This window comes from Cedecea selenatireducens (assembly GCF_042138895.1).
In the GTDB taxonomy this organism is placed as follows: Bacteria; Pseudomonadota; Gammaproteobacteria; order Enterobacterales; family Enterobacteriaceae; genus Cedecea; species Cedecea selenatireducens.
Genome location: NZ_JBHIKW010000002.1, coordinates 57,081 through 81,453 on the forward strand (window position 1 = coordinate 57,081; position 24,373 = coordinate 81,453).

At 56.4% G+C, this 24,373-nt stretch carries 16 protein-coding genes and 1 pseudogene; 8 read left to right on the forward strand and 9 right to left on the reverse strand.

The window, feature by feature from the left end; genetic code table 11:
* Window positions 1-48: 48 nt before the first annotated feature.
* On the reverse strand, window positions 49-2,901 hold the full coding sequence (rcsC, locus tag ACE38U_RS03120; protein ID WP_176981064.1) for a two-component system sensor histidine kinase RcsC: 2,853 nt from the start codon (window positions 2,899-2,901) through the stop codon (window positions 49-51).
* 288 nt (window positions 2,902-3,189) lie between these two features.
* On the reverse strand, window positions 3,190-5,826 hold the full coding sequence (gyrA, locus tag ACE38U_RS03125) for a DNA topoisomerase (ATP-hydrolyzing) subunit A (protein WP_038480959.1): 2,637 nt from the start codon (window positions 5,824-5,826) through the stop codon (window positions 3,190-3,192).
* 160 nt (window positions 5,827-5,986) lie between these two features.
* Here gyrA and ubiG point away from each other — a divergent pair, with 160 nt between their 5' ends.
* The 4 genes from ubiG to yfaE all read left to right on the forward strand — a co-directional run bounded on the left by ubiG (window position 5,987) and on the right by yfaE (window position 10,839).
* Window positions 5,987-6,706 (forward strand): bifunctional 2-polyprenyl-6-hydroxyphenol methylase/3-demethylubiquinol 3-O-methyltransferase UbiG, encoded by a 720-nt coding sequence (gene ubiG, locus ACE38U_RS03130; RefSeq protein ID WP_375529151.1) that lies wholly within the window; start codon window positions 5,987-5,989, stop codon window positions 6,704-6,706.
* A gap of 355 nt (window positions 6,707-7,061) precedes the next feature.
* Window positions 7,062-9,347 (forward strand): class 1a ribonucleoside-diphosphate reductase subunit alpha, encoded by a 2,286-nt coding sequence (nrdA, locus tag ACE38U_RS03135; protein ID WP_038480953.1) that lies wholly within the window; start codon window positions 7,062-7,064, stop codon window positions 9,345-9,347.
* Between the two features lie 103 nt (window positions 9,348-9,450).
* Entirely contained in the window at window positions 9,451-10,581 is a 1,131-nt protein-coding gene (nrdB, locus tag ACE38U_RS03140; RefSeq protein WP_038480950.1) for a class Ia ribonucleoside-diphosphate reductase subunit beta, read from the forward strand.
* Between the two features lie 3 nt (window positions 10,582-10,584).
* Complete coding sequence (gene yfaE / locus ACE38U_RS03145; protein ID WP_038480947.1) at window positions 10,585-10,839, forward strand: class I ribonucleotide reductase maintenance protein YfaE; 255 nt, start codon at window positions 10,585-10,587, stop codon at window positions 10,837-10,839.
* Window positions 10,840-10,879: 40 nt separating this feature from the next.
* Here the strand turns inward: yfaE and glpQ are convergent, their stop codons facing one another.
* Both glpQ and glpT read right to left on the reverse strand, forming a co-directional pair.
* On the reverse strand, window positions 10,880-11,944 hold the full coding sequence (glpQ, locus tag ACE38U_RS03150; protein WP_375529152.1) for a glycerophosphodiester phosphodiesterase: 1,065 nt from the start codon (window positions 11,942-11,944) through the stop codon (window positions 10,880-10,882).
* 10 nt (window positions 11,945-11,954) lie between these two features.
* Window positions 11,955-13,307 carry a glycerol-3-phosphate transporter gene (glpT, locus tag ACE38U_RS03155; RefSeq protein ID WP_038480941.1) on the reverse strand — a complete coding sequence of 451 codons (1,353 nt, stop codon included), beginning with the start codon at window positions 13,305-13,307 and terminating at the stop codon, window positions 11,955-11,957.
* A 262-nt stretch (window positions 13,308-13,569) separates the two neighbouring features.
* Between glpT and glpA the strand changes: the two are divergent.
* The 3 genes and pseudogenes from glpA to glpC form a co-directional block, all read left to right on the forward strand.
* Window positions 13,570-15,184 (forward strand): annotated as a pseudogene (gene glpA / locus ACE38U_RS03160) (anaerobic glycerol-3-phosphate dehydrogenase subunit A); the annotation flags it as partial.
* On the forward strand, window positions 15,177-16,442 hold the full coding sequence (glpB, locus tag ACE38U_RS03165) for a glycerol-3-phosphate dehydrogenase subunit GlpB (RefSeq protein WP_375529153.1): 1,266 nt from the start codon (window positions 15,177-15,179) through the stop codon (window positions 16,440-16,442). The pseudogene glpA and the gene glpB, both read left to right, overlap by 8 nt.
* The gene (gene glpC, locus ACE38U_RS03170; protein WP_375529154.1) at window positions 16,429-17,631 is read left to right on the forward strand and encodes an anaerobic glycerol-3-phosphate dehydrogenase subunit GlpC; all 1,203 of its coding nucleotides are present in this window, start codon (window positions 16,429-16,431) and stop codon (window positions 17,629-17,631) included. The genes glpB and glpC overlap by 14 nt, the downstream gene beginning before the upstream one ends.
* Window positions 17,632-17,634: 3 nt before the next feature.
* Here glpC and ACE38U_RS03175 read toward each other — a convergent pair whose 3' ends face one another.
* Both ACE38U_RS03175 and ACE38U_RS03180 read right to left on the reverse strand, forming a co-directional pair.
* Window positions 17,635-18,831 carry a nicotinamide mononucleotide deamidase-related protein YfaY gene (locus ACE38U_RS03175; protein ID WP_375529155.1) on the reverse strand — a complete coding sequence of 399 codons (1,197 nt, stop codon included), beginning with the start codon at window positions 18,829-18,831 and terminating at the stop codon, window positions 17,635-17,637.
* Between the two features lie 92 nt (window positions 18,832-18,923).
* Window positions 18,924-19,466: a YfaZ family outer membrane protein gene (locus tag ACE38U_RS03180; protein WP_176981059.1), complete on the reverse strand. Its 543-nt coding sequence runs from the start codon at window positions 19,464-19,466 to the stop codon at window positions 18,924-18,926.
* 264 nt (window positions 19,467-19,730) lie between these two features.
* On the opposite strand from ACE38U_RS03180, the gene katA reads away from it, so the two are divergent.
* Window positions 19,731-21,179, forward strand: coding sequence for a catalase KatA (katA, locus tag ACE38U_RS03185; RefSeq protein WP_375529156.1), 1,449 nt, complete (start codon window positions 19,731-19,733; stop codon window positions 21,177-21,179).
* A gap of 13 nt (window positions 21,180-21,192) precedes the next feature.
* On the opposite strand, the gene menE is transcribed toward katA, so the two are convergent.
* The 3 genes from menE to menB are packed head-to-tail and all read right to left on the reverse strand — an operon-like array spanning window position 21,193 to window position 24,367.
* Entirely contained in the window at window positions 21,193-22,548 is a 1,356-nt protein-coding gene (gene menE, locus ACE38U_RS03190) for an o-succinylbenzoate--CoA ligase (RefSeq protein ID WP_375529157.1), read from the reverse strand.
* Window positions 22,545-23,510 (reverse strand): o-succinylbenzoate synthase, encoded by a 966-nt coding sequence (menC, locus tag ACE38U_RS03195; protein WP_375529158.1) that lies wholly within the window; start codon window positions 23,508-23,510, stop codon window positions 22,545-22,547. Before menC ends, menE begins: the two co-directional genes overlap by 4 nt.
* Complete coding sequence (menB, locus tag ACE38U_RS03200; protein WP_038480914.1) at window positions 23,510-24,367, reverse strand: 1,4-dihydroxy-2-naphthoyl-CoA synthase; 858 nt, start codon at window positions 24,365-24,367, stop codon at window positions 23,510-23,512. Before menB ends, menC begins: the two co-directional genes overlap by 1 nt.
* Between the last annotated feature and the right edge of the window lie 6 nt (window positions 24,368-24,373).

Below are 24,373 nucleotides of genomic sequence, written 5' to 3' on the forward strand. Positions count from 1 at the left end.
AAAAAGCCCCGCATTTAACCGCGGGGCTTTTTTTATGGTACCGAATTATCAGGCATTACGGGTACTGCGAACGCGAGCGGTATAAACCGCCAGCGTCTGTTTAATAACGTCGAGCGTCACCGGTTTAGACAGGCAGCTGTCCATGCCGGACTCCAGACACCGCTGTTTCTCTTCCGCCAGCGCATTGGCCGTCACGCCGATGACCGGCAGCGTCAGCCCCAGCTGACGAATGCGCTGGGTCAGGCGATAGCCGTCCATGTTCGGCATGTTGACGTCGCTCAGCACAATATCAATATGGTTTTTGCTGAGCACGTTAAGCGCGTCGATGCCGTCGTTCGCCGTCTTGCACTGGTAACCGAGCGATCCAAGCTGATCCGCCAGCAGGCGACGGTTAATCGGATGATCGTCAACCACCAGAATCATCATATCGTCGTTCTGCTCGCTGATTTCGCTCGCCGCCGTCAGCGCAGGAGAGCTGCCCGGCACGTCTACGGTAATACTGTAAATCCGCCCCAACAGAGGTAGAAGCTCGTGAGGCGCGGCTACGCTGTGGACCCAACGGCCAGGCTCAAATTCAACGGGAATTCCGATATGGCGACGGCAGAAGACAATTGCCGCCCGTCCGCCCCACGGAGCAGAAAGATTGTCATCGGTGATCAGAATATCGTCGCTGCCCGGCGTTTCGCCCGACCAGAAGTGAGCCTGTAGCCCATTTTTCACCAGCAGAGATTCCAGATAGCTGCTGAGATAATCATTGCGAACCGCCAGCCAGCAGCGCTTATCCGCCAACCCTTCGACGTTATTCTTCGGCGCAAACTGCGCCTGATACAGCGGGATGCGAACCGTAAACTGGCTCCCCATTCCCGCTTCGGTATCCACGGAGATATCACCGTCCATCATGCTGATAAGCTTTTCGCAAATCGCCAGTCCCAGCCCGGTTCCCTGGAAATTGCGCTGCACGCCGGTACCGACCTGGAAGAACGGATCGAACAGCCTGGTGACTTCTTTGGTCGGGATCCCCACCCCGGTATCGCGAACCCGGAAGCTCAGGTAGTCTCCGTTAACGGAAACATGCAGGATGATACAGCCAATATCGGTGAACTTAATCGCGTTGCTAAGCAGGTTAGAAATCACCTGCTGCAGCCGCATCGGGTCACCCTGCAGGGTTAGCGGTACGTCGTCGTCGATAAAGCAGTAAAGCCCAAGCTGCTTACGAACCACGAGCGGCAGATAGTTGGCGGTAATGTGGCTCATCACCTCGCGCGGTGAAAACTCGCGAGGCTCAATTTTCAGCTGCTCGGACTCAATTTTTGAGAAGTCGAGAATGTCGCTGATGATTTTAAGCAGCAGGCTGGAGGAGTTATTCATTGCCGTGACCAGCCTGTCGACGCCCTTCGGCAGCTCTTTCGTTTGCAGCAGATCGAGGTTACCGATAATGCCGTACAGCGGCGTACGCAGTTCGTGGCTGACGGTGGCAAGGAACATGGACTTCGACTGGCTGGCCTGCTCGGACGCCTGAGCCATCTCCTGCAGCGATTCTTCCATCTTCACGCGGGCGCTCACGTCAACCAGCACGCAAATCGCCACGTTCTCATTGCGGTAGCGCGAATGCACAAAGCTAATCTGCAGATTGGTATGATTGCTGGTCACCACATCGACAAAATTAACCTGCTGACCGCAGATAATCTGCGTCAGCCGCTGCCTGTCCTCGTGGGTCAGCATATTGAGGTAATTGTGCGCCAGTTCGTTACTCAGAATATTGGTACCGTCCTGCGTTCGCAGGATACAGATACCCACCGGCGCAGACGCGACAATTTTCCGGTTGAACTGCTCGTGCTCCTCCAGCCGCTGGGCATCGCTTTCGGCAGGGATAAAAATCCTGCGTTCATACATGCGTGCCAGGGTAAACAGCACAATCCCGACCAGCACGTTGAGTAACACGGCATTGAGGATCAGCATCCTGATGCTTTCCAGCACCAGGTCAACGGGAACGGAATAGATAACGCTCAGCGACGACGGCGGCAGATTCTTCTTCAATACCAGCGCTTTAAAGCCCGAGGTGTAGCCAAACCAGGAGCGGTCCTGAATCCAGCGGCTTTCAGGTTCAATACGAGATTCCGGGCCGGTCAGAGAAATTAATGGATGACCGTTTTCATCCAGAATGGTCACCCCGATGGGCAGCGTGCCCGGCGTCAGGAAGTTCTCCATGCGTACCGTTTGCTCAATGCCCAGCAGCGCCTGCAGGCGGGTCGCCAGATAAACCGGCGTCAGGGTATAAAAATAACCAATACCGGCGCGCGGCCCCTGCCCAATCCAGTAGATGCTATTGGCTCGTTCATCCTGCGGCGCGGTGCGGTATTTCATAATGCGCTCGTGCAGCGTTTTCAGCGCGCTCTCCCGCTCCAGCGGCATATCACGCAGCCCAAAGTCCGCCATACACAAATTATCGCCGCCAATCAGAAATACCCGGTTGAGATCGTAGGCCGCTGAGAAGTTATCGCGCCAGTAGCGCAGGAACCATGAAAGAGACTGCAGCGAACTTCGCCACGTCGCGCTGACCGCCGAGCAGTCCGAGTCCGGGAACAGCGGCATAAACGTTGGCGCATCGGTTTTATCGGCGCTTTGTTCGAGCGGCGGCAGGACGCCATTTGGCGCGGTAAGGCGGTTCTCAGCAATGTACTTCAGCTCTTTCACCACGTCCGAGGTACGCTGGATATAGCGCTGGGCCTGGTCAAAGCTGATGTTAAATTCCTGACGAATCTCCGACTCTTTATCGTGCAGCGCGTTAACGATGTAAAACACGGAAAACAGCGCGATCAGCAGCCAGAGCAGCAGCGCTAACGCCCTGAACAGGTAACGCGAAATTTTAAGGGTGCTTCGAAAAGAGACGAGATATTTCAAATTAAGCCTGGCGGTACGCGAGAGAGTAAATAGAGATGCGCTTAAGGTAGCCGCAAAACCCCTGGCCCGCAACGGCAAACAAAAAAGGCCGCAAAAGCGGCCTTCCAGATACAGAACTGTGCTTAGACAAGCATCGTTCTTCCAGAGAGCAGTTGCAAATAAACCAGGGAAATCAATTCATTGATTTTCTTCAGATAACCACAGTAAAGGAATAACCACGCTTATTCCTTTACTGTCAGAACGTTAAAAGGCCGCAAATGCGGCCCTTTATTTACAGACTATTCCGGATTATTCGTCCGCGTCGTCCGCGGCATCATCTTCAGTATCCGCTTCCGGAGCGATTTCATCGTCCCCTTCCGCGACGCTGCCGTCGATGCTGTCCAGATCTTCGTCGTCCACAGGCTCAGCTACGCGCTGCAGACCCACAACGTTTTCGTCTTCCGCGGTACGGATGAGGATGACGCCCTGGGTGTTACGCCCAACCACGCTGACTTCAGACACGCGAGTACGCACCAGCGTACCGGCATCGGTGATCATCATGATCTGGTCGGTATCTTCCACCTGCACCGCGCCAACAACGCTGCCGTTGCGCTCGGTTACTTTGATGGAGATAACGCCCTGCGTTGCACGAGACTTGGTTGGGTATTCTGCCGCAGCGGTACGTTTACCGTAGCCGTTTTGAGTCACGGTCAGAATCGCGCCTTCACCGCGTGGAATGATCAAGGAAACGACTTTATCGTCACCGGCAAGCTTGATACCGCGAACGCCCGTTGCGGTACGGCCCATGGTACGAACGGCGTCTTCTTTGAAGCGCACCACTTTACCCGCCGCCGAGAACAGCATGGCTTCATCGCTGCCGTTGGTTAAATCAACGCCAATCAGCTCGTCACCCTCATTGAGGTTAACGGCGATGATGCCCGCAGAACGTGGACGGCTGAAGTCGGTCAGCGCGGTTTTCTTCACGGTGCCGCTTGCGGTCGCCATGAACACGTTGATGCCTTCTGCGTACTCGCGCACCGGCAGGATCGCGGTGATGCGCTCGTCCTGCTCAAGCGGCAGCAGGTTCACAATTGGGCGACCACGTGCGCCACGGCTCGCTTCCGGCAGCTGATAAACCTTCATCCAGTACAGGCGACCACGGCTGGAGAACAGCAGGATCGTGTCATGGGTGTTGGCCACCAGCAGGCGGTCAATAAAGTCTTCTTCTTTAATACGTGCGGCTGACTTGCCTTTGCCACCACGGCGCTGCGCTTCATAATCGGTCAGCGGCTGATACTTCACATAGCCCTGGTGAGACAGGGTGACCACCACGTCTTCCTGGTTGATCAGGTCTTCAATGTTGATATCCGCGGTGTTAGCCGTGATCTCGGTGCGGCGGTTGTCGCCGAACTGATCGCGCATCGCTTCCAGCTCTTCACGGATAACTTCCATCAGGCGCTCTGCGCTGCCCAGGATATGCAGCAGTTCGGCTATCTGCTCCAGCAGCTCTTTATACTCGTCGAGCAGTTTTTCGTGCTCGAGGCCGGTCAGTTTCTGCAGACGCAGATCCAGAATCGCCTGAGCCTGCTGCTCGGTGAGGAAGTACTGGCCGTCGCGGATACCAAACTCGGGCTCCAGCCACTCAGGACGCGCGGCGTCGTCACCGGCACGTTCCAGCATCGCGGCAACGTTACCCAGATCCCACGAACGAGCAATCAGGCCAGCTTTTGCCTCTGCGGCATTTGGCGAGTGACGAATCAGCTCAATGATCGGGTCGATGTTCGCCAGGGCGATCGCCAGACCTTCGAGGATATGGGCACGATCGCGCGCTTTACGCAGTTCGAAAATGGTACGACGGGTAACCACTTCGCGACGGTGACGCACAAAAGCAGAAAGAATATCTTTCAGGTTCATTATCTTCGGCTGACCATGGTGCAGTGCCACCATGTTGATACCGAAGGAAACCTGCAGCTGGGTCTGGGAGTAAAGGTTATTGAGCACCACTTCACCAACGGCGTCGCGCTTAATCTCAATAACAATACGCATACCGTCTTTGTCAGACTCATCGCGCAGGGCGCTAATGCCTTCTACACGTTTGTCTTTCACCAGCTCGGCGATTTTCTCGATCAGGCGAGCTTTGTTCACCTGATAAGGAATTTCATGAACGATGATAGTTTCGCGGCCGGTTTTCGCATCCGCTTCTACTTCGGCGCGGGCACGAATATAAATTTTACCGCGACCGGTACGGTAGGCTTCTTCAATACCGCGGCGGCCGTTAATGATAGCGGCAGTCGGGAAGTCCGGGCCAGGGATGTGCTCCATCAGGCCTTCAACGCTGATGTTCTCGTCTTCGATATACGCGAGGCAGCCGTTGATGACTTCGGTAATGTTGTGTGGCGGAATGTTGGTCGCCATCCCAACTGCGATACCGGATGAACCGTTTACCAGCAGGTTAGGAATTTTGGTTGGCATGACGTCCGGAATTTTTTCGGTGCCGTCGTAGTTATCGACGAAATCAACCGTATCTTTTTCCAGGTCTGCCATCAGTTCGTGGGCGATTTTCGACATACGGATTTCCGTATAACGCATCGCCGCGGCGGAGTCGCCGTCTACGGAACCGAAGTTACCCTGGCCGTCGACCAGCATGTAACGCAGGGAAAATGGCTGTGCCATACGGACGATGGTGTCGTAAACCGCGGTATCACCATGGGGGTGATATTTACCGATTACGTCACCAACAACACGGGCGGATTTTTTGTATGCTTTGTTCCAGTCATTGCCCAATACGTTCATCGCGTATAGTACGCGACGGTGTACCGGCTTAAGTCCATCTCGGACATCTGGCAGTGCGCGGCCGACAATAACCGACATCGCATAATCCAGATACGAGCTCTTAAGCTCTTCCTCAATGTTGACCGGCGTAATTTCTCTGGCAAGGTCGCTCATGTAACCGCTATCCCTCTACTGTTTTCCCGGATTCAAAGGTCGCAAATTATAACACATCCGGCCCTGTGTGGGGAAACCTGAACGCAATTGTCGGCGCTTTATTCACGCCGTTAGCCTGATATACTGCCTGCCTTAACATCTGCAAGGAGTCACCGCTGTAATGAATGCTGAAAACCAACCGGTTACGCAGAACGTCGACCACGAGGAAATCGCCAAATTTGAAGCTGTCGCTTCCCGCTGGTGGGATCTGGAAGGTGAATTTAAGCCGCTGCATCGCATCAACCCGCTGCGTTTAGGCTATATCAACCAGCGCGCCGGTGGGCTGTTCGGCAAAACCGTTCTCGACGTTGGCTGCGGCGGCGGCATTCTTGCGGAGAGCATGGCGCGTGAAGGCGCTAACGTCACCGGCCTGGACATGGGCTTTGAACCGCTGCAGGTTGCCCGCCTGCACGCGCTGGAAAGCGGCGTTAAGGTCAATTACGTCCAGGAGACGGTCGAAGAACACGCGACTAAACACGCCGGGCACTATGACGTTGTGACCTGCATGGAAATGCTGGAGCACGTCCCTGACCCGCAGTCGGTGGTCCACGCCTGTGCTCGCCTGGTTAAACCCGGCGGCCACGTTTTCTTCTCTACCATCAACCGCAACGGCAAAGCCTGGCTGATGGCCGTCGTCGGCGCTGAGTATGTGATGCGCATGGTGCCGAAAGGCACGCACGATGTTAAAAAGTTCATCAAGCCCGCCGAGCTGTTACGCTGGGTGGATGAAACCCCTCTCCGCGAGCGCCACATGACCGGCTTACATTTCAACCCCGTCACCAATGTGTTCAAGCTCGGCCCAGGGGTAGATGTTAATTATATGCTGCATACTGAAGCATAAATCGGCATATCGTATAAGGATTGATTATCGATAATTGCGCCAGAATCGTTGCGCAATTATCGATGAAGTTTAAGAAATCAGCACCCGATCAAAATTTTCATTTTTTTTGCATCCCATTGACAATTCCCTCAAGCCTTACGTGACGTGGACTTACGAAAAAAGCGCCCTGGGGAACCTCATTTTATTGATGAAATCAATACTTGTACTGAACGGATTCCTTACTAGAATACTCACCATCTAGTGACCATTTTGTCACCCACCCCCTATATATAGTATTTATCCACAGAGTTAGTCACAGGCTGGCGAATGTGCATAAATCAGGGGAAAACTCATCTCACGGACAGGTAAAACTCACATGAATCAGAGTCTGCTGGTTACAAAACGCGATGGCAGCAAAGAGCGCATCAATCTGGATAAAATTCATCGAGTACTCGACTGGGCCGCTGAAGGGCTGAACAACGTCTCCGTTTCTCAGGTTGAGCTGCGTTCCCATATCCAGTTTTATGACGGCATTAAGACCTCTGACATTCATGAAACCATCATCAAGGCTGCCGCCGACCTGATTTCCCGTGACGCACCGGATTACCAGTACCTTGCCGCACGCCTGGCAATTTTCCACCTGCGTAAAAAAGCCTATGGCCAGTTTGAGCCACCGAAGCTTTACGATCAGGTTGTGAAAATGGTTGAGCTGGGCAAATACGATCGTCACCTGCTGGAAGACTACACGGAAGAAGAGTTCGAGCAGATGAACGATTTCATCGATCACTGGCGTGATATGAACTTCTCCTACGCGGCCGTTAAACAGCTCGAAGGTAAATACCTCGTGCAGAACCGCGTCTCTGGCGAAATCTACGAGAGCGCGCAGTTCCTGTATATTCTGGTCGCCGCCTGCCTGTTCTCCGGCTACCCGCGTGAAACCCGCCTCAGCTACGTTAAGCGTTTCTATGACGCGGTTTCCACCTTCAAAATTTCTCTGCCTACGCCAATCATGTCCGGCGTGCGCACCCCTACTCGCCAGTTCAGCTCCTGCGTCCTGATCGAGTGCGGCGACAGCCTGGATTCAATCAACGCCACCTCCAGCGCTATCGTGAAGTATGTTTCTCAGCGCGCAGGCATCGGCATCAACGCCGGCCGTATTCGTGCGCTGGGCAGCCCGATTCGCGGCGGGGAAGCGTTCCACACCGGCTGTATCCCGTTCTACAAACACTTCCAGACCGCGGTGAAGTCCTGCTCTCAGGGCGGCGTGCGCGGCGGGGCTGCCACCCTGTTCTACCCAATGTGGCACCTGGAAGTTGAAAGCCTGCTGGTGCTGAAAAACAACCGTGGCGTAGAAGGCAACCGCGTGCGTCACATGGACTACGGCGTACAGATCAACAAGCTGATGTACACCCGCCTGCTGAAGGGCGAAGAGATCACTCTGTTCAGCCCGTCTGACGTGCCGGGGCTGTATGATGCTTTCTTCGCTGACCAGGATGCGTTCGAGCGCCTCTACACCAAGTACGAGAAAGACGACAGCATCCGCAAACAGCGCGTGAAAGCGGTCGAGCTGTTCTCTCTGATGATGCAGGAACGCGCCTCTACCGGCCGTATCTACATCCAGAACGTTGACCACTGCAACACCCACAGCCCGTTCGATCCGGCGATTGCACCGGTGCGCCAGTCCAACCTGTGTCTGGAAATCGCCCTGCCGACCAAACCGCTGGACGACGTGAACGATGAAAACGGCGAAATTGCACTGTGTACGCTGTCCGCGTTCAACCTTGGCGTGATCGAAAGCCTGGCAGACCTGGAAGAGATGGCCGTGCTGGCGGTACGCGCCCTCGACGCCCTGCTCGACTATCAGGATTACCCAATTCTGGCGGCGAAACGCGGCGCAATGGGTCGTCGTACGCTGGGTATCGGGGTGATTAACTTTGCCTACTATCTGGCGAAGCACGGCGTGCGTTACTCTGACGGCAGCGCAAACAACCTGACGCACAAGACCTTCGAAGCGATTCAGTACTACCTGCTGAAAGCCTCAAACGAGCTGGCGAAAGAGCAAGGCGCCTGCCCGTGGTTCAACGAAACCACCTATGCGAAAGGCATTCTGCCGATCGATACCTATAAGAAAGACCTGGATGCTATCAGCAACGAGCCGCTGCATCTGGACTGGGAAGGCCTGCGTGAGTCCATCAAAACTCACGGCCTGCGCAACTCCACGCTTTCTGCCCTGATGCCGTCTGAGACCTCCTCGCAGATCTCTAACGCCACCAACGGCATTGAGCCGCCGCGCGGCCACATCAGCATTAAAGCGTCGAAAGACGGGATCCTGCGCCAGGTCGTGCCGGATTATGAAGCGCTGAAAAACAACTACGAGCTGCTGTGGGAAATGCCGAGCAACGACGGTTATCTGCAGCTGGTTGGCCTGATGCAGAAGTTTATCGACCAGTCGATCTCTGCCAACACCAACTACGATCCAACGCGCTTCCCGTCGGGCAAAGTGCCGATGCAGCAGTTGCTGAAGGATCTGCTCACCGCCTATAAATTCGGCGTGAAAACCCTGTACTATCAAAACACCCGCGACGGCGCGGAAGATACTCAGGATGACCTGGCTCCTTCCATCCAGGACGATGGCTGCGAAAGCGGTGCATGTAAAATCTGATTTTCGTTTTTCCCTCACCTCTGTTTCTCCCGGCACCGGGCCAGTTCCCTCTCCCTTTGGGAGAGGGTCAGGGTGAGGGGAAAAAATTATGGAATACAAATAAATGGCTTACACTACTTTTTCACAGACGAAAAACGATCAGCTCGCCGAGCCTATGTTCTTTGGCCAGTCGGTTAACGTGGCGCGCTACGATCAGCAGAAATACGACATCTTCGAAAAGCTGATTGAAAAGCAGCTCTCCTTCTTCTGGCGTCCGGAAGAAGTGGACGTCTCCCGCGACCGTATCGACTTCCAGGCGCTGCCGGAGCATGAGAAACACATCTTCATCAGCAACCTGAAGTACCAGACGCTGCTGGACTCCATCCAGGGCCGCAGCCCGAACGTTGCGCTGCTGCCGCTGATTTCTATTCCTGAACTGGAAACCTGGGTCGAAACCTGGGCGTTTAGCGAGACCATTCACTCTCGCTCCTACACCCACATCATCCGCAACATCGTGAACGATCCGGCGATTGTCTTCGACGATATCGTGACCAACCAGGAAATCCTCAAGCGCGCCAAAGACATCTCTGGCTACTACGACGACCTGATTGAGATGACCAGCTACTGGCATCTGCTGGGCGAAGGCACGCACAACGTGAACGGCAAAACCGTTACCGTGAACCTGCGCGCGCTGAAACGACAGCTGTACCTCTGCCTGATGAGCGTTAACGCCCTGGAAGCGATTCGCTTCTACGTAAGCTTCGCCTGCTCCTTCGCCTTCGCCGAGCGCGAACTGATGGAGGGTAACGCCAAAATCATCAAGCTGATCGCCCGCGATGAAGCCCTGCACCTGACCGGCACTCAGCATATGCTGAACCTGCTGCGCAGCGGAGAAGACGATCCCGAAATGGCGGAAATCGCCGTTGAATGTCGTCAGGAATGCTACGACCTGTTCGTGCTGGCCGCCCAGCAGGAAAAAGAGTGGGCCGAATACCTGTTCCGCGACGGCTCGATGATTGGGATGAACAAAGACATCCTCTGCCAGTATGTGGAGTACATCACCAACATCCGCATGCAGGCCGTGGGCCTCGACCTGCCGTTCCAGACCCGTTCTAACCCGATTCCGTGGATCAACGCGTGGCTGGTGTCCGATAACGTGCAGGTTGCCCCGCAGGAAGTTGAAGTCAGCTCCTATCTGGTGGGCCAGATTGACTCGGAAGTCGATACCGACGATCTGAGCAACTTCCAGCTGTAAGCAATGAGCCGTATCACGCTCAGCATTACCGGCGCGCAGCTGATGAGCGAAGAGGAACACCCTTCGCTACTGGCGGCGCTGGAGTCACACAAAGTCTGCGTAGAGTATCAGTGCCGGGAAGGCTATTGCGGCTCATGCCGCACCCGGCTGCTGGCGGGTGAAGTGCAGTGGCTGACCGAGCCCCTGGCGTTCATCCAGCCCGGTGAAATTCTCCCCTGCTGCTGCAAGGCCCGGGGCGATATAGAAATCGAGATGTAGTTGTTAAAAAGGCCGCGAATGCGGCCTTTTTCATTAACGATTACGGCTTATTAAGAAACCGCACAGCTTTGTCCGGGAAGTCGGTAAACAGCCCGTCCACGCCGGCTTTGTTGTACAGCACGTCATACAGCTGATTCACGTCGCTGACGTAGTCCGGCAGCGCGTCCGCCCTCACCGTATAAGGATGCACCGTCAGTTTGCTGGCGTGCGCTTCGGTCACCATATCGGTGAGCTTCACTTTGCCTTTGGTTGACGCCTTCTCCACCAGCATGTGGTAGTCCGGGCCGATACCGTCGGCATACTGAGCAATCTGCTTCATCGCGCCAGGCTTAAACATCCAGTCGTAGCTGTAGTTCACCCACTTGCCGTCCGGCTGTTTTTCCTGAGTCTCATTCCAGTCGGTATAGGCGATAAGCTGCACCAGATTAAGGTTCATGCCCATTTTCGGCTCAAGCTCGTTTTTAATGCGCTTAAGCTCTGCGGCGTCAAAGCACTGGAGATAAACCTTATCCTGCTTGCCGGTGTAGCCGTATCGCTTGAGCACCTCAAGGGTTTTCGCCGCGATATCCTTCCCTGCCTGATGGTGGAACCACGGCGCTTTTATCTCAGGATAAATGCCGATGTTCTTGCCAGTGGAATGGTTCAGCCCCTGAACAAACTCGATTTCTTCTTCAAAGGTGTGCACCCGGAAGTCGGATTTGCCCATCGGGAAGCGCCCCGGATAGGTCTGCACCTGCTTGCCGTCAACGATATCAAAACCTTCGGTGAACTTGAGGGACTTGATTTCCGCCAGCGTAAAGTCGATGGCATAGTAGCGGCCATCTTTACGCGCACGGTCCGGGAAGCGCTTCGCGACGTCGGTCACCCTGTCCAGATAGTGGTCATGAAGCACCACCAGCCTGTCGTCTTTGGTCATCACCAGATCTTGCTCAAGGTAGTCCGCGCCCTGAGCGTAGGCCATCGCTTTTGCCGGCAACGTATGCTCAGGCAGATAGCCGCTGGCACCCCGGTGGGCAATCACTATTTTGTCCGTGGTCTGGGCGAATACGCTGCTGGTCGCCACCAGCACCACGCCCGCCAGTAAGGATTTTGCCATCAGTTTCATTCTGCTCCCCTTAGCCGTTCTTCAACAATTTTTCATCGCGATGCTTACGCTCGCCAATCATCACCACAATCAGCAGCAGCACGGCCAAAACGCTGCCGCCAATCATCACGATAAAGCCGCCGTCCCAGCCGAAGAAGTCCACGGTATAGCCAACAATGGCGCTGGCCGCGACCGAGCCGCCCAGGTAACCAAACAGCCCGGTAAAGCCCGCCGCCGTGCCTGCGGCTTTCTTCGGGGCAAGCTCCAGCGCATGCAGGCCAATCAGCATCACAGGGCCATAAATCAGGAAGCCGATAACGATCATACAGGCCATGTCCACGCCCGGATTGCCCGGCGGGTTGAGCCAGTAAACCACGGTGGCAATTGTCACCAGCACCATGAAGAACACGCCGGTTGCGCCACGGTTACCTTTAAATACCTTGTCCGACATCCAGCCGCAAAGCAGCGTGCCGGGAATACCCGCGTACTCATAAAGGAAGTAGGCCCACGAGGATTTATCCAGCGCGAAGTGCTTCACTTCTTTCAGGTAAGTTGGCGACCAGTCCAGAATGCCGTAGCGCAGCAGATAGACAAACACGTTGGCAATGGCGATGTACCACAGCAGGCGGTTCGGGAAGACATACTTCATGAAGATCTGCTTCGCCGTCAGCTCTTCTTCCGCTTTCTCACTGTAATCGTCCGGGTAGTCGTTTTTGTACTCTTCAATCGGCGGCAGGCCACAGGATTGCGGCGTATCACGCATCAAACCGAAAGCAATAATCGCCACAACGATCGCCGCAAAAGCAGGCATATACAACGCCGCATGCCAGTCGTTAAACCACGCCATCCCCAACAGGAACAGCAGTGGAGGAAGACCACCGCCCACGTTATGGGCGCAGTTCCAGACGGAAACAATGCTCCCACGCTCCTTCTGCGACCACCAGTGCACCATGGTGCGCCCACACGGCGGCCACCCCATGCCCTGGAACCAGCCACAGGCGAACAGCAGCACAAACATCACGGCGATGCTGGACGTTGCCCACGGCACAAAGCCCATAAATAGCATGACGGCGGCGGCGAGAATCAACCCGGCAGGCAGGAAAACGCGCGGATTCGAACGGTCAGAGACCGATCCCATGATGAATTTCGAAAATCCGTAGGCAATCGAAATCCCGGAAAGTGCAAAACCGAGATCGCCGCGGGAGAAGCCCTGCTCCACCAGATACGGCATCGCAAGGGTGAAGTTTTTCCTTACCAGATAGTAAGCCGCATAACCGAAGAAGATACCCATGAAAATTTGCCAGCGCAGGCGGCGATAGGTCGGATCTATCTGCTCCTCTGACAAACGCGTCTTATGCGCGGCGGGTTTGAAGATACTTAACATACGAGCCTCCGTGGCGTTGGTGTTCAGCGGGAGCAAGCGGCTCCCGCCAAATGTTCTTTTGCGAGCGCATGTTAGTTATCTATGCGCGTATTTACTGTGAAACATCGCACACAATGTTACATTTTTATTACAAAAAGGCGAAAAGGTGCATTTCATCATGAATAACTTTCGTTTATTGCTCGAATTTGCTCGCAATCAAACATTTCGTACTTTATTTATGGCTGAATAACGGTAAATAAAGAAGGGATAAAAGGAGCGCCATGTGAGCAGAGAAACGGACGTGATTATTATCGGCGGAGGAGCAACCGGCGCCGGGATCGCGCGCGACTGCGCCCGACGCGGGCTGAAAGTGCTGCTGCTCGAGCGGCATGACATCGCTACAGGCGCGACGGGCCGCAATCATGGCCTGCTCCACAGCGGCGCTCGCTATGCGGTCACCGACGGTGAATCCGCAAAAGAGTGTATCGAAGAAAACCGCATTCTGCGGCGCATCGCCCGCCACTGCATCGAACCTACGAACGGCCTGTTTATCACCCTTCCGGAAGACGATCTCGCGTTTCAAAGCGGATTTATCACCGCCTGTCGCCAGGCCGGTATCGATGCACAAGCGCTTGATCCCAAAGAAGCGCTGCGGCTGGAGCCGTCCGCAAACCCAACGTTAATCGGTGCCGTTCGCGTGCCGGACGGGACGGTCGATCCTTTCCGCCTGACCGCAGCCAATATGCTCGATGCGAAGGAACACGGGGCTGAAGTTCTGACAGGCTGCGAAATCACCGGCCTGATTCGCGAAGGCTCCCGGGTTTGCGGCGTGCGCGTATTCAATCATCTCACCAAGCAAGCAGGAGAATTTCGCGCGCCTATGGTGGTTAATGCTGCGGGTATCTGGGGGCAACGCATCGCGGAATACGCCGATCTCAACGTAAAAATGTTCCCGGCTAAAGGCGCGCTGCTGATCCTCGGCCACAGAATCAATAACATGGTCATCAACCGCTGCCGTAAACCGGCAGACGCCGATATCCTTGTCCCCGGCGACACCATCTCGCTTATTGGCACCACCTCCACGCACATTGACTACGACCAGATTGACAATATGTCCGTCACGCCGGATGAGGTAGATATCCTGATCCGCGAAGGTGAAAAACTGGCTCCGGTACTGGGCCGAACCCGCATTCTTCGGGCCTACGCTGGCGTCAGGCCTCTGGTCGCCAGCGACAACGATCCGACGGGGCGCAGCGTCAGCCGTGGGATTGTGCTGTTGGATCACGCAAAACGCGACGGCATGGACGGCTTTATCACCATTACCGGCGGCAAACTCATGACCTACCGCCTGATGGCGGAATGGGCAACGGACCTGGTTTGCGAGCGGCTTGGGAACAATATCCCCTGCTCCACAGCTTCGACGCCGCTGCCGGGCTCCGAACAAACGGCAGAACAAACGCTGGGCAAAGTTATCTCCTTACCGCCTACGATTCGCGGGTCGGCCGTCTGGCGGCACGGCGACCGCGCTACCCGCCTGCTGAATAACAGCCGGCTTAGCAACAGCCTGGTTTGCGAATGCGAAGCCGTCACCTCCGGTGAGGTTCGCTATGCCATCGACGCCCTCGGCGTAAAAAGCCTGGGTGATTTACGCCGCAGAACGCGTGTGGGCATGGGCACCTGCCAGGGCGAACTTTGCGCCTGCCGTGCCGCGGGCCTGCTGCAGCGCTTCCAGCTCACCACACCGGCACAATCCCTGGAACAGCTTTCCCACTTCCTCAACGAACGCTGGAAAGGCGTCCGCCCGATAGCCTGGGGAAATGCGTTGCGCGAAAGCGAATTTACCACCTGGGTTTACCAGGGATTGTGCGGCCTGGATAACGGAGAACAGGGATGAAATTCGACACTATCATCATCGGCAGCGGCCTGGCCGGACTGACCGCAGGCATAAAGCTGGCGGAAAACGGGCAACGCTGCGCTATCGTCAGCCGCGGCCAAAGCGCCCTGCACTTCTCTTCCGGCTCGCTGGATTTGCTCTCGGCGCTGCCGGACGGCAGCCCGGTTCAGGAGCCTGAGGCCGCGCTGGAAAGCCTGGCTGAACAGGCACCCCAACATCCCTACAGCCTGATGGGTAAAGAAAGTGTGTTGGCTTTTGCCGCAGAAAGCGAACAACTGCTGGCAAGGGCTGGCATCCCCATGACGGGCCATTATCGCCAAAACCACCTGAGAATCACCCCGCTGGGTAAGCAGAGGGCGAGCTGGCTAAGCCCGCCGGAGGTGCCTCAGGCTCCACTGCCCTGGCAAAAAGTCACGGTGATCAATATCGCAGGCTTTCTGGACTTTCAGGCAGAGCTGGTGGCCGGTTCGCTTTCGTCCTCGGGCTGTGCCGCACACGTCGCCGAACTCACCTTACCCGTGCTTGACGTATTACGTAATAACCCAAGCGAGTTTCGCGCCGTAAACATCGCCCGGGTGCTGGATCTGCCGGAAAATCACCGGGCATTGGTGGATGAACTCAGGCTGCTATTGGGCAGCGGTGAAGCGATGATCCTGCCCGCCTGTCTCGGTCTGGACGAGAGTACGGTTTCAGCCCTGCAGCAGGCGCTAAACGTGCCGGTAAAACTGCTCCCAACCCTGCCGCCCTCTGTACCTGGAATGAGGCTCCACGATGCGCTTCGCCGCCGCTTTCAATCCCTCGGCGGGCTTATCATGCCGGGAGACACCGTCATCGGCGCTCAGTTAGAACGAGGCTGCATCAACGCCCTGTTCACCAAAAATCACCGTGAAGTTCCGCTACGTACCCGTCATGTCATTCTGGCCAGCGGAAGCTTTTTCAGCGGCGGGCTGGAAGCTGACAGGCAGCGAGTTTTTGAGCCTATCTTCGGGCTGGACGTGGAGGTGCCGGGGGATCGCGCCTCCTGGAGTGAGACCGATTTCTTTACGCCTCAGCCCTGGCTGCAGTTTGGGCTAAAAGTGAATACCCGGCTTCAGCCGAGCCATGACGGTGAACACACGCGAAATCTTTATGCCATTGGCTCTGTGCTGGGCGGTTTTAACCCCATCCAGCAAGGATGCGGGGCCGGTGTTTCTATGCTCACGGCGCTCTGTGTTGCCGAACAAATCCTTGCTGCCGCGGAGGCTTGCCATGAACCTGCTTGATGAAACCAGCTTTGAAAGCTGTATTAAATGCACGGTCTGCACCACAGCCTGCCCGGTTAGCCGCGTACGCCCGGAATATCCGGGGCCAAAACAGGCCGGGCCCGACGGCGAAAGGCTGAGACTAAAAGATCCCTCGCTGTATGACGACGCGCTGAAGTACTGCACCAACTGCAAACGCTGCGAAGTCTCCTGCCCGTCCGAGGTCAAAATTGGCGACATCATCCAGCGGGCGCGTGCCAGATACGGTGAGCATAAACCTTCCCTGCGCGACGCGATTCTCAGCCATACCGATTTAATGGGCACGCTCTCCACGCCTTTTGCCCCGCTGGTCAATGCCACCACAGGCATGAAGCCCGTACGTAAGCTGCTGGATAAAGCGCTCAACATTGATTCCCACCGCGAACTGCCCAAATACTCCTTCGGCACCTTCCGCCAGTGGTATCGACGCCAGGCGGCGCGCCAGGCCACCTTCCCGCAGCAGGTCGCTTTCTTCCACGGCTGCTTCGTGAACTACAACCATCCCCAGCTCGGCAAAGATATGGTTAAAGTGCTTAACGCCCTGGGCATCGGCGTTCAGTTACTGAAAAGAGAGAAGTGCTGCGGCGTACCGCTCATCGCCAACGGCTTTATTGAAAAGGCAAAAAAACAGGCGGCGGTAAATGCCAGTTCGCTTGAAGAAGCGGTTATTCAGCGCGGGCTACCGGTCGTGGCGACTTCTTCGACCTGCACCTTCACCCTGCGCGATGAATACCCGCACATTCTCGGCGTGGATACCACGCCGATCCGCGATCACATTGAGCTGGCAACGCGCTATATCTGGAAACTTCTGGAAGAGGATGGCAGAACATTGGCGCTAAAAAATACGCCGCTTCGCATCGCTTACCATACGCCGTGTCATATGGAAAAAATGGGCTGGACGCTCTACTCCGTTGAGCTGCTGCGCCGAATTCCCGGCGTGGAGCTGGTGATGCTGGACTCCCAATGCTGCGGCATCGCCGGCACCTATGGGTTTAAAAAAGAAAACTATCCGACCTCCCAGCGTATCGGCGCGCCGCTGTTCCAGCAGATAGAAGAGAGCGGCGTTGACCTGGTAGTCACCGACTGTGAAACCTGTAAATGGCAGATAGAGATGTCCACCAGCAAACGCTGCGAGCACCCGATTACGCTGCTGGCACGGGCGCTCGCCTGATGCTTAGAGGCTGGCTGATTCCACAACCTTAATCCAGCCGTGCTCGGTTTCCAGCGGCTGGCCGTTGAGCCAGCGACGCAGCACGTTAAGCGCCATCATGGCGCACACTTCCTGACGAATGGCCAGCGCATGGCGGCTGGTACCAAACTTCACGCCAAGGCCAAAGGTGCCGTCCGGCGTGGAGAGCGCAAAATTGATCTGCCTCTCTTCCTCACCGGCAATAACCAGAGCCACGCCGCTTTGCTGGCTCTGGCGCAGATCTGCGCTGGCCTTCAGCGCTTCCGCCAGCGTGCCAGCCTCCTGCGGTAAAACACGGCTAGCTTTCAGCGCAGCCTGTGCCCGTATCAGCTGCAGCGCCAGCAGGCCGCCGGTAAACTGTTCGCTCACGGCGATAGTCAGTGAACGCTCGGCGAGGCGGCGGGCTATTTGCGCCGGAAGCCCTTCGGTTCCTTCAAAAATCAGGCTGTCGCCGGCGACACGGCGCACCTCTGGCCATACCGCTTCCATCGCCTCACGCTGGCTGGCCGGGCCGGTGAGCTTAAGCTCGATAATCGGCATAGACGAGCGATACCCCATCACCACATTCTCCGGCAACGTCAGCGGATCAAGACATTGCGCCAGCTCGCTTTCGGAGCGCCCAAAGGTGGTTAAACGCAGGCATATTGGAGGTTCAGGGAGCGTAAAACGCGTGCGCAGCCGGGGCATAATTTCTTTATCTACCATCGCCTTAAATTCTGACGGCACGCCGGGCGTGAAGAACATCAGGCAGCGGTTTAAGGTCATTGCAAAACCGCAGGCAGTGCCCACGGGGTTGTCGATCATTTCGCTGTTGGCCGGAATTTGTGCCTGCTTGCGGTTGCTCGGGGCCATCACTCGCCCACGATCGGCGAAAAACTGCTCCATCCAGGCTAGCCATTCGGCATGCTCAACCAGCTCAACGCCCGCAGCGGTAGCCGCCGCCAGCGCGCTTAAATCATCGCTTGTGGGCCCCAGACCGCCGTTAACAATCAGTACGTCGGCCTGGTGGCTGCGCTCTTGCAGTATGGCAATCAGGTCAGGAAGGCTGTCGCCCACCGTATTACGGCGCGACATCGGTAAACCCTGGTGAAAGAAATAATCGGCAAGCCAGGCTGCATTGGTATCGGTAATTTGCCCGTACAGCACTTCGTCACCGGTCGACAGCATTTCTACTTTTAACATCTTCTACTCCGCAGCAAGGGAACGCCCCACTATAGCGCAGACGCCAGGGAACGACAGGCACAAAAAACGCGGCTCAAAGCCGCGTTGGGGGATCAGAAGCTGGCGCTGACGCCCACATACGGGCCGTCGGCAACGGTATCGGTCCGGTCACCGTCTTTGCCGCCAAGGCTGATGTAACGGTAGCCCACCTGAGCCGAGAACGGACGCATAAAGTTCCAGCTTGCGCCTGCGCTTGCTTCTTTATAGTCCTTCACGCCGCTGGACAGCGAATCTGGCGAGTAGTAGTAATCGCCAAACACCGCAATATCAGGCGTAATTGGCCATTTCAGGCCGCCGCCGGCCGCAACCGCATAACCTTCTTTGCGATCTTTTGGATGCAGGTAAACGCCACGCCCCCCCACGGTTGCCATCATCGGCCCCAGAGGAATATTAAAGCCGAGGCCAAGACCCACGGCATCGCCGTTGTCGTCGTTGTGCGCGTAGTTACCGGTTACCGCAATGCCGCTGCTTTCGGTGCCAAAACCCACGCCGAGATTAGTGTATTCCTTGCCGACTTCAGCACTCACGCCAATCGCGCTGGCACCTGCAGAAACCAGCAGCAAACCCGCGCCGCCGGCTAAAAGTAATTTATTCATTCCTTGGTTCCTGAAAAAGAAAAAGGGCTGCCCTTGAAAACGCCATTGGATGGCGTGGCGCATTATCTTATTAACGCGTTAGAAAATGCCAATATTTCCTTGAGTGTAAGGAAATGAAAAGACACCATTTCCGGGGACAAGATCAATGAACCACGACGGCGGAAAGTGCAACAGTGTTCCGGCAATGAATGTAGTCACATTATAAATATGGTCTATATTTAACATTTTCTGTAACCACTTGACCCAGGTCTTAGGGAGGCATTGATGAGCAAGAAAGGATTAACCACCGCCGCAGGCGCACCCGTTGCCGATAACAACAACGTCGCTACCGCAGGCCCGCGTGGCCCTATGCTGCTTCAGGACGTCTGGTTTCTTGAAAAGTTAGCGCATTTCGACCGGGAGGTTATTCCCGAGCGCCGTATGCACGCCAAAGGTTCTGGCGCTTTCGGCCATTTTACCGTTACTCACGACATCACCCGCTACACCCGAGCAAAACTCTTTTCGGAAGTCGGCAAAAAAACAGAAATGTTTATGCGTTTCTCCACCGTTGCCGGTGAACGTGGCGCCGCCGACGCCGAGCGCGATATCCGCGGTTTTTCCATGAAATTCTATACAGAGGAAGGCAACTGGGACCTGGTGGGTAACAACACGCCGGTATTCTACCTCCGCGATCCGCTCAAGTTCCCGGACCTGAACCACGTCGTAAAACGCGACCCGCGCACCAACCTGCGTAACCCGACCTATAAATGGGATTTCTTCTCGCATCTGCCGGAATCGCTTCACCAACTGACCATTGATTTCAGCGATCGCGGCCTGCCGAGTTCCTATCGCCATATCCACGGCTTTGGCAGTCATACCTTTAGTTTTATCAATAAAGACAACGAGCGTTTCTGGGTGAAATTCCACTTTAAAACCCAACAGGGCATTGAGAACCTGATGGACGAAGAAGCGGGAAAAATCATCGCTGAAGACCGCGAAAGCTCGCAGCGCGATCTGTACGAATCCATTGAGGCCGGTGACTTCCCACGCTGGAAGCTGTTCATTCAGATTATGCCGGAAGCCGAAGCGTCAAAAACACCGTACAACCCGTTTGATCTGACCAAGGTCTGGCCGCACGGTGACTACCCTCTGATGGAGGTCGGGTATATCGAACTGAATCGCAACCCTGAAAATTACTTCTCGGATGTCGAACAGGCGGCAATGTCTCCGGCAAACGTGGTACCCGGCATTGGCTTCTCCCCGGATAAAATGCTGCAGGGCCGCCTGTTCTCCTACGGAGATGCGCACCGCTATCGCCTTGGCGTGAACCATCATCAGATCCCGGTGAATGCGCCAAAATGCCCGTTCCATAACTATCACCGCGACGGCGCAATGCGCGTGGACGGCAACAGCGGCAACGGCGCAACCTACGAGCCAAACAGCTTCAACGTTTTCCAGGAGCAGCCAGATTTCAGCGAGCCGCCGCTAAGCCTTGAAGGCGCGGCCGACCACTGGAACCATCGCGAAGATACCGACTATTTCAGTCAGCCACGGGCGCTGTACAACCTGCTGAGCGATGAGGAGCATCAGCGCATGTTTGCGCGTATCGCCGGAGAGATGAAAAACGTGCCGGAAAGTATTCAGGCGCGACAGATTTGCCTGTTCAGCCAGGTTCATCCTGAATACGGCGCGGGAGTGGCTAACGCACTCAAAGCGCTTAAGAACGACAGGTAAAATATTGCAGGGGTTATGCCCCTGCAGCCCACTCTATCAGCCTGCGGCGGGAGATTTTAATCCCGCCCTGTTTTAGCGCCTGCGGCAGCGTTAACCAACGCACTGGCCGCTGAAAACGGGGCAACTTGCCGTCAAGCCAGGCGGCAATCTCGTTAAAATCACATCCCGCATTAGTCTCGACAACGGCAACCGGCCGCTGTCCAAACTCAGCGTCATCCACGGGCACCACAAACACCTGCTGTACCGCAGGATGTGTCGCAATGACCCGCTCCACCTCTTCCGGCTGAATACCTTCCCCGCCGCTGAAGAACTGGTTGTCAAGGCGTCCGATTATCGTCAGGCGTCCCGCCTGCAAAACGCCCCGGTCACGGGTAGCAAACCAGCCGTATTCATTCTCCAGCGGAACAAGCTGCCCGTCCCACCAGTAGCCGCTGGCCAGGCTATCCGCACGGATCCACACTTCTTCATCGACGATTTTCACCTCCCGCCCCGGCAGAGGTTCGCCAACGTCAGGCTGCCCGTCGGCGCGTTTCGCACAGACCGTCGAAGCCAGCTCGGTTAAGCCATAGCCACACCAGCAGCGCACGCCGCGCGCTTCCGCCTGCCGCGTCAGTTCAACGGGGATGGCAGCCCCGCCAAGCAGCACTTCACGCAGTGCCAACGGCTGCTGTTGTTCCAGCAGCCGCCACAGCTGAGTCGGCACCAGCGAGGCATGGCTGCACTCCCGCAAGGCTTCGCTTATCGACTGCGCAGAAGAAACCTTCAGCTGGCCACCGGCATGTAGCCAGCGCCAGAGTATCCCCTGGCCGGAAACGTGGAACAGCGGTAACGACAAGAGCCAGCTATCTTCGGCGCCGTAATCCATCATCGACAGCACACCCGCCGCGCTGGCGAGGTGAGCGGATAACGTATGCACAGCGGCCTTGGGTAACCCGGTTGAACCGGAAGTGAGCGTCATTGAGGCCAGGCGTGACGGCAGCCAGCTTTCGCACCAGGGCGCGGCATCCACCAGCCGCAGCGGCGTTAAGCCAGGCAGCGGACAAACGTCGGTTAAGGTGATGCCGTAGCCCAGCGTCATCGACGGCAGGAGCTGCGCCAGCAGGCTATCAGGCAGCTGTGGGTTAAGCGGCAAAACGCGTGCGCCGCACTGCAATAGCGCCAGCCAGGCAAGCAGCGTTTGCGGGCCGTTTTTCGCTTTCAGCGCAACGCCATCGCCTTCTTTTACACCCTGCAGGTGGAAGCCCCCCGCCAGCGCGTCCACGCGCTGACACAGGGTTGGCCAGGTTAAGCGTTCATCATCGAGGCGGAGCGCGACGTTTGCGCCCCGGACGTTTGCCCAGTGACGCCACGGCCAGTCGGTAAAGCTCATCGAATACGCTCAAGCTGACTGGCGCTTATGCAGGGCAGCGGGCTTCCCGGCCAGCTGCGCTCAAGCTGTGTCTGCATCAGCGACAAAGTATCCAGCCCCGGCAGGGTTCCCGGCGTCAGCCAGGCGGCGATTCGAGCCAACTGGGTCAGCCCCAGGCTCGACTCAATGGAGGAGCTGATCACCGCTTTTAACCCTAATTTGTGCGCGGAGGTGATCTGCTCACGCACTTTATCCAGGCTTCCGGTTAGCGTTGGTTTGATAATCACTGCCGAAACGCCCGGCTCTGCGGCGAAAACGAAATCACTCTCTCGCAGGCTCTCGTCCCAGGCAATTGCAATCCCCGTTTCCCGACTGAACTCGCGAGACTGCTCGCGGGTTTTGCACGGTTCTTCGATAAAATCGATGCGCGAACGGTAATCAGGATTAACGTATTTAGCGAACTGCTGTGCCTTAAGCGGCGTCCAGCTGCGGTTGGCATCAAGACGCAAATGCAGTTCAGGCACGGCCTCAAGCAGCAGATTAACCACCATGCCGTCCCGCACGGCTTCGTACAGGCCGACTTTGACCTTGGCCACTTTTTCGCCAGGCATCGCCGCCAGCGCAAGAATCAACTCGTCAGGATCGCCTGTACACAGCGGAGCCGCGCGGTAGTCCGCAGGCTGCGGCAGCGTGCCGCTAGCTTCAGCCAGCGCGCAGCTCAGGCCGAACGCGACGGACGGCAGCTCGGGCAGCGGAGTCGACTCATCGGCTACCCATTGTTCAAGCCAGCGCTCAGCCTGCGCCTGAGCTTCCGCGAGGTTTTCACCGCTAAAGCCAGGTAGAGGAGATATTTCCCCCCATCCGGTGCTCTCGCCCGGCGTCAGCCGCACCAGCAGGCCCTCTCTGAATTTGAGGCGCTGGTCACGTAGCACAACGCCTGCCTCCATAGGGATTTGAAAGCGCCACAGCGCCGCGCGGCGCATTACGGATTCCGTTTAAATTTGCTGAAGTCCGGCTGACGTTTCTGGTTAAACGCGTTGCGGCCTTCCTGACCTTCCTCGGTCATATAGAACAGCATGGTGGCGTTCCCCGCCAGCTCCTGCAGCCCGGCCTGGCCGTCACAGTCGGCATTCAGCGCCGCTTTCAGGCAGCGCAGCGCCATCGGGCTGTTTTGCAGCATTTCGCGGCACCAGCGCACGGTTTCTTTTTCCAGGTCAGCAATCGGCACAACGGTATTCACCAGCCCCATATCGAGCGCTTCTTTTGCATCGTACTGGCGGCACAGGAACCAAATTTCGCGAGCCTTTTTCTGACCAACGATACGTGCCATGTAGGAAGCCCCCCAGCCGCCGTCGAAAGAGCCTACTTTCGGGCCAGTCTGGCCAAAGACGGCGTTTTCAGCAGCGATAGTCAGGTCACACATCATGTGCAGCACATGGCCGCCTCCGATGGAAAAGCCGGCCACCATCGCCACAACAGGTTTAGGGCAGGTGCGGATTTGACGCTGGAAGTCGAGCACGTTCAGGTGATGAACGCCGCTTGTGTCCTGATAGCCGCCGTAGTCGCCGCGCACTTTCTGGTCGCCGCCCGCACAGAAGGCTTTTTCACCTTCGCCGGTCAGAATAATGGTGCCGATATTGTCGTCATAGCGAGCGTCGGCCAGGGCGTTGATCATCTCTTTGACGGTCAGCGGACGAAATGCATTACGCACTTCCGGGCGGTTAATGGTGATTTTGGCGATACCGTCGCTGGATTTATGGTAGCGAATATCGGTATAGCCTTCAGAGCAATCCAGCCATTCAACCGGGGCGTAAAGCATTTGTTCATCAGGATAAATCATGAGAGA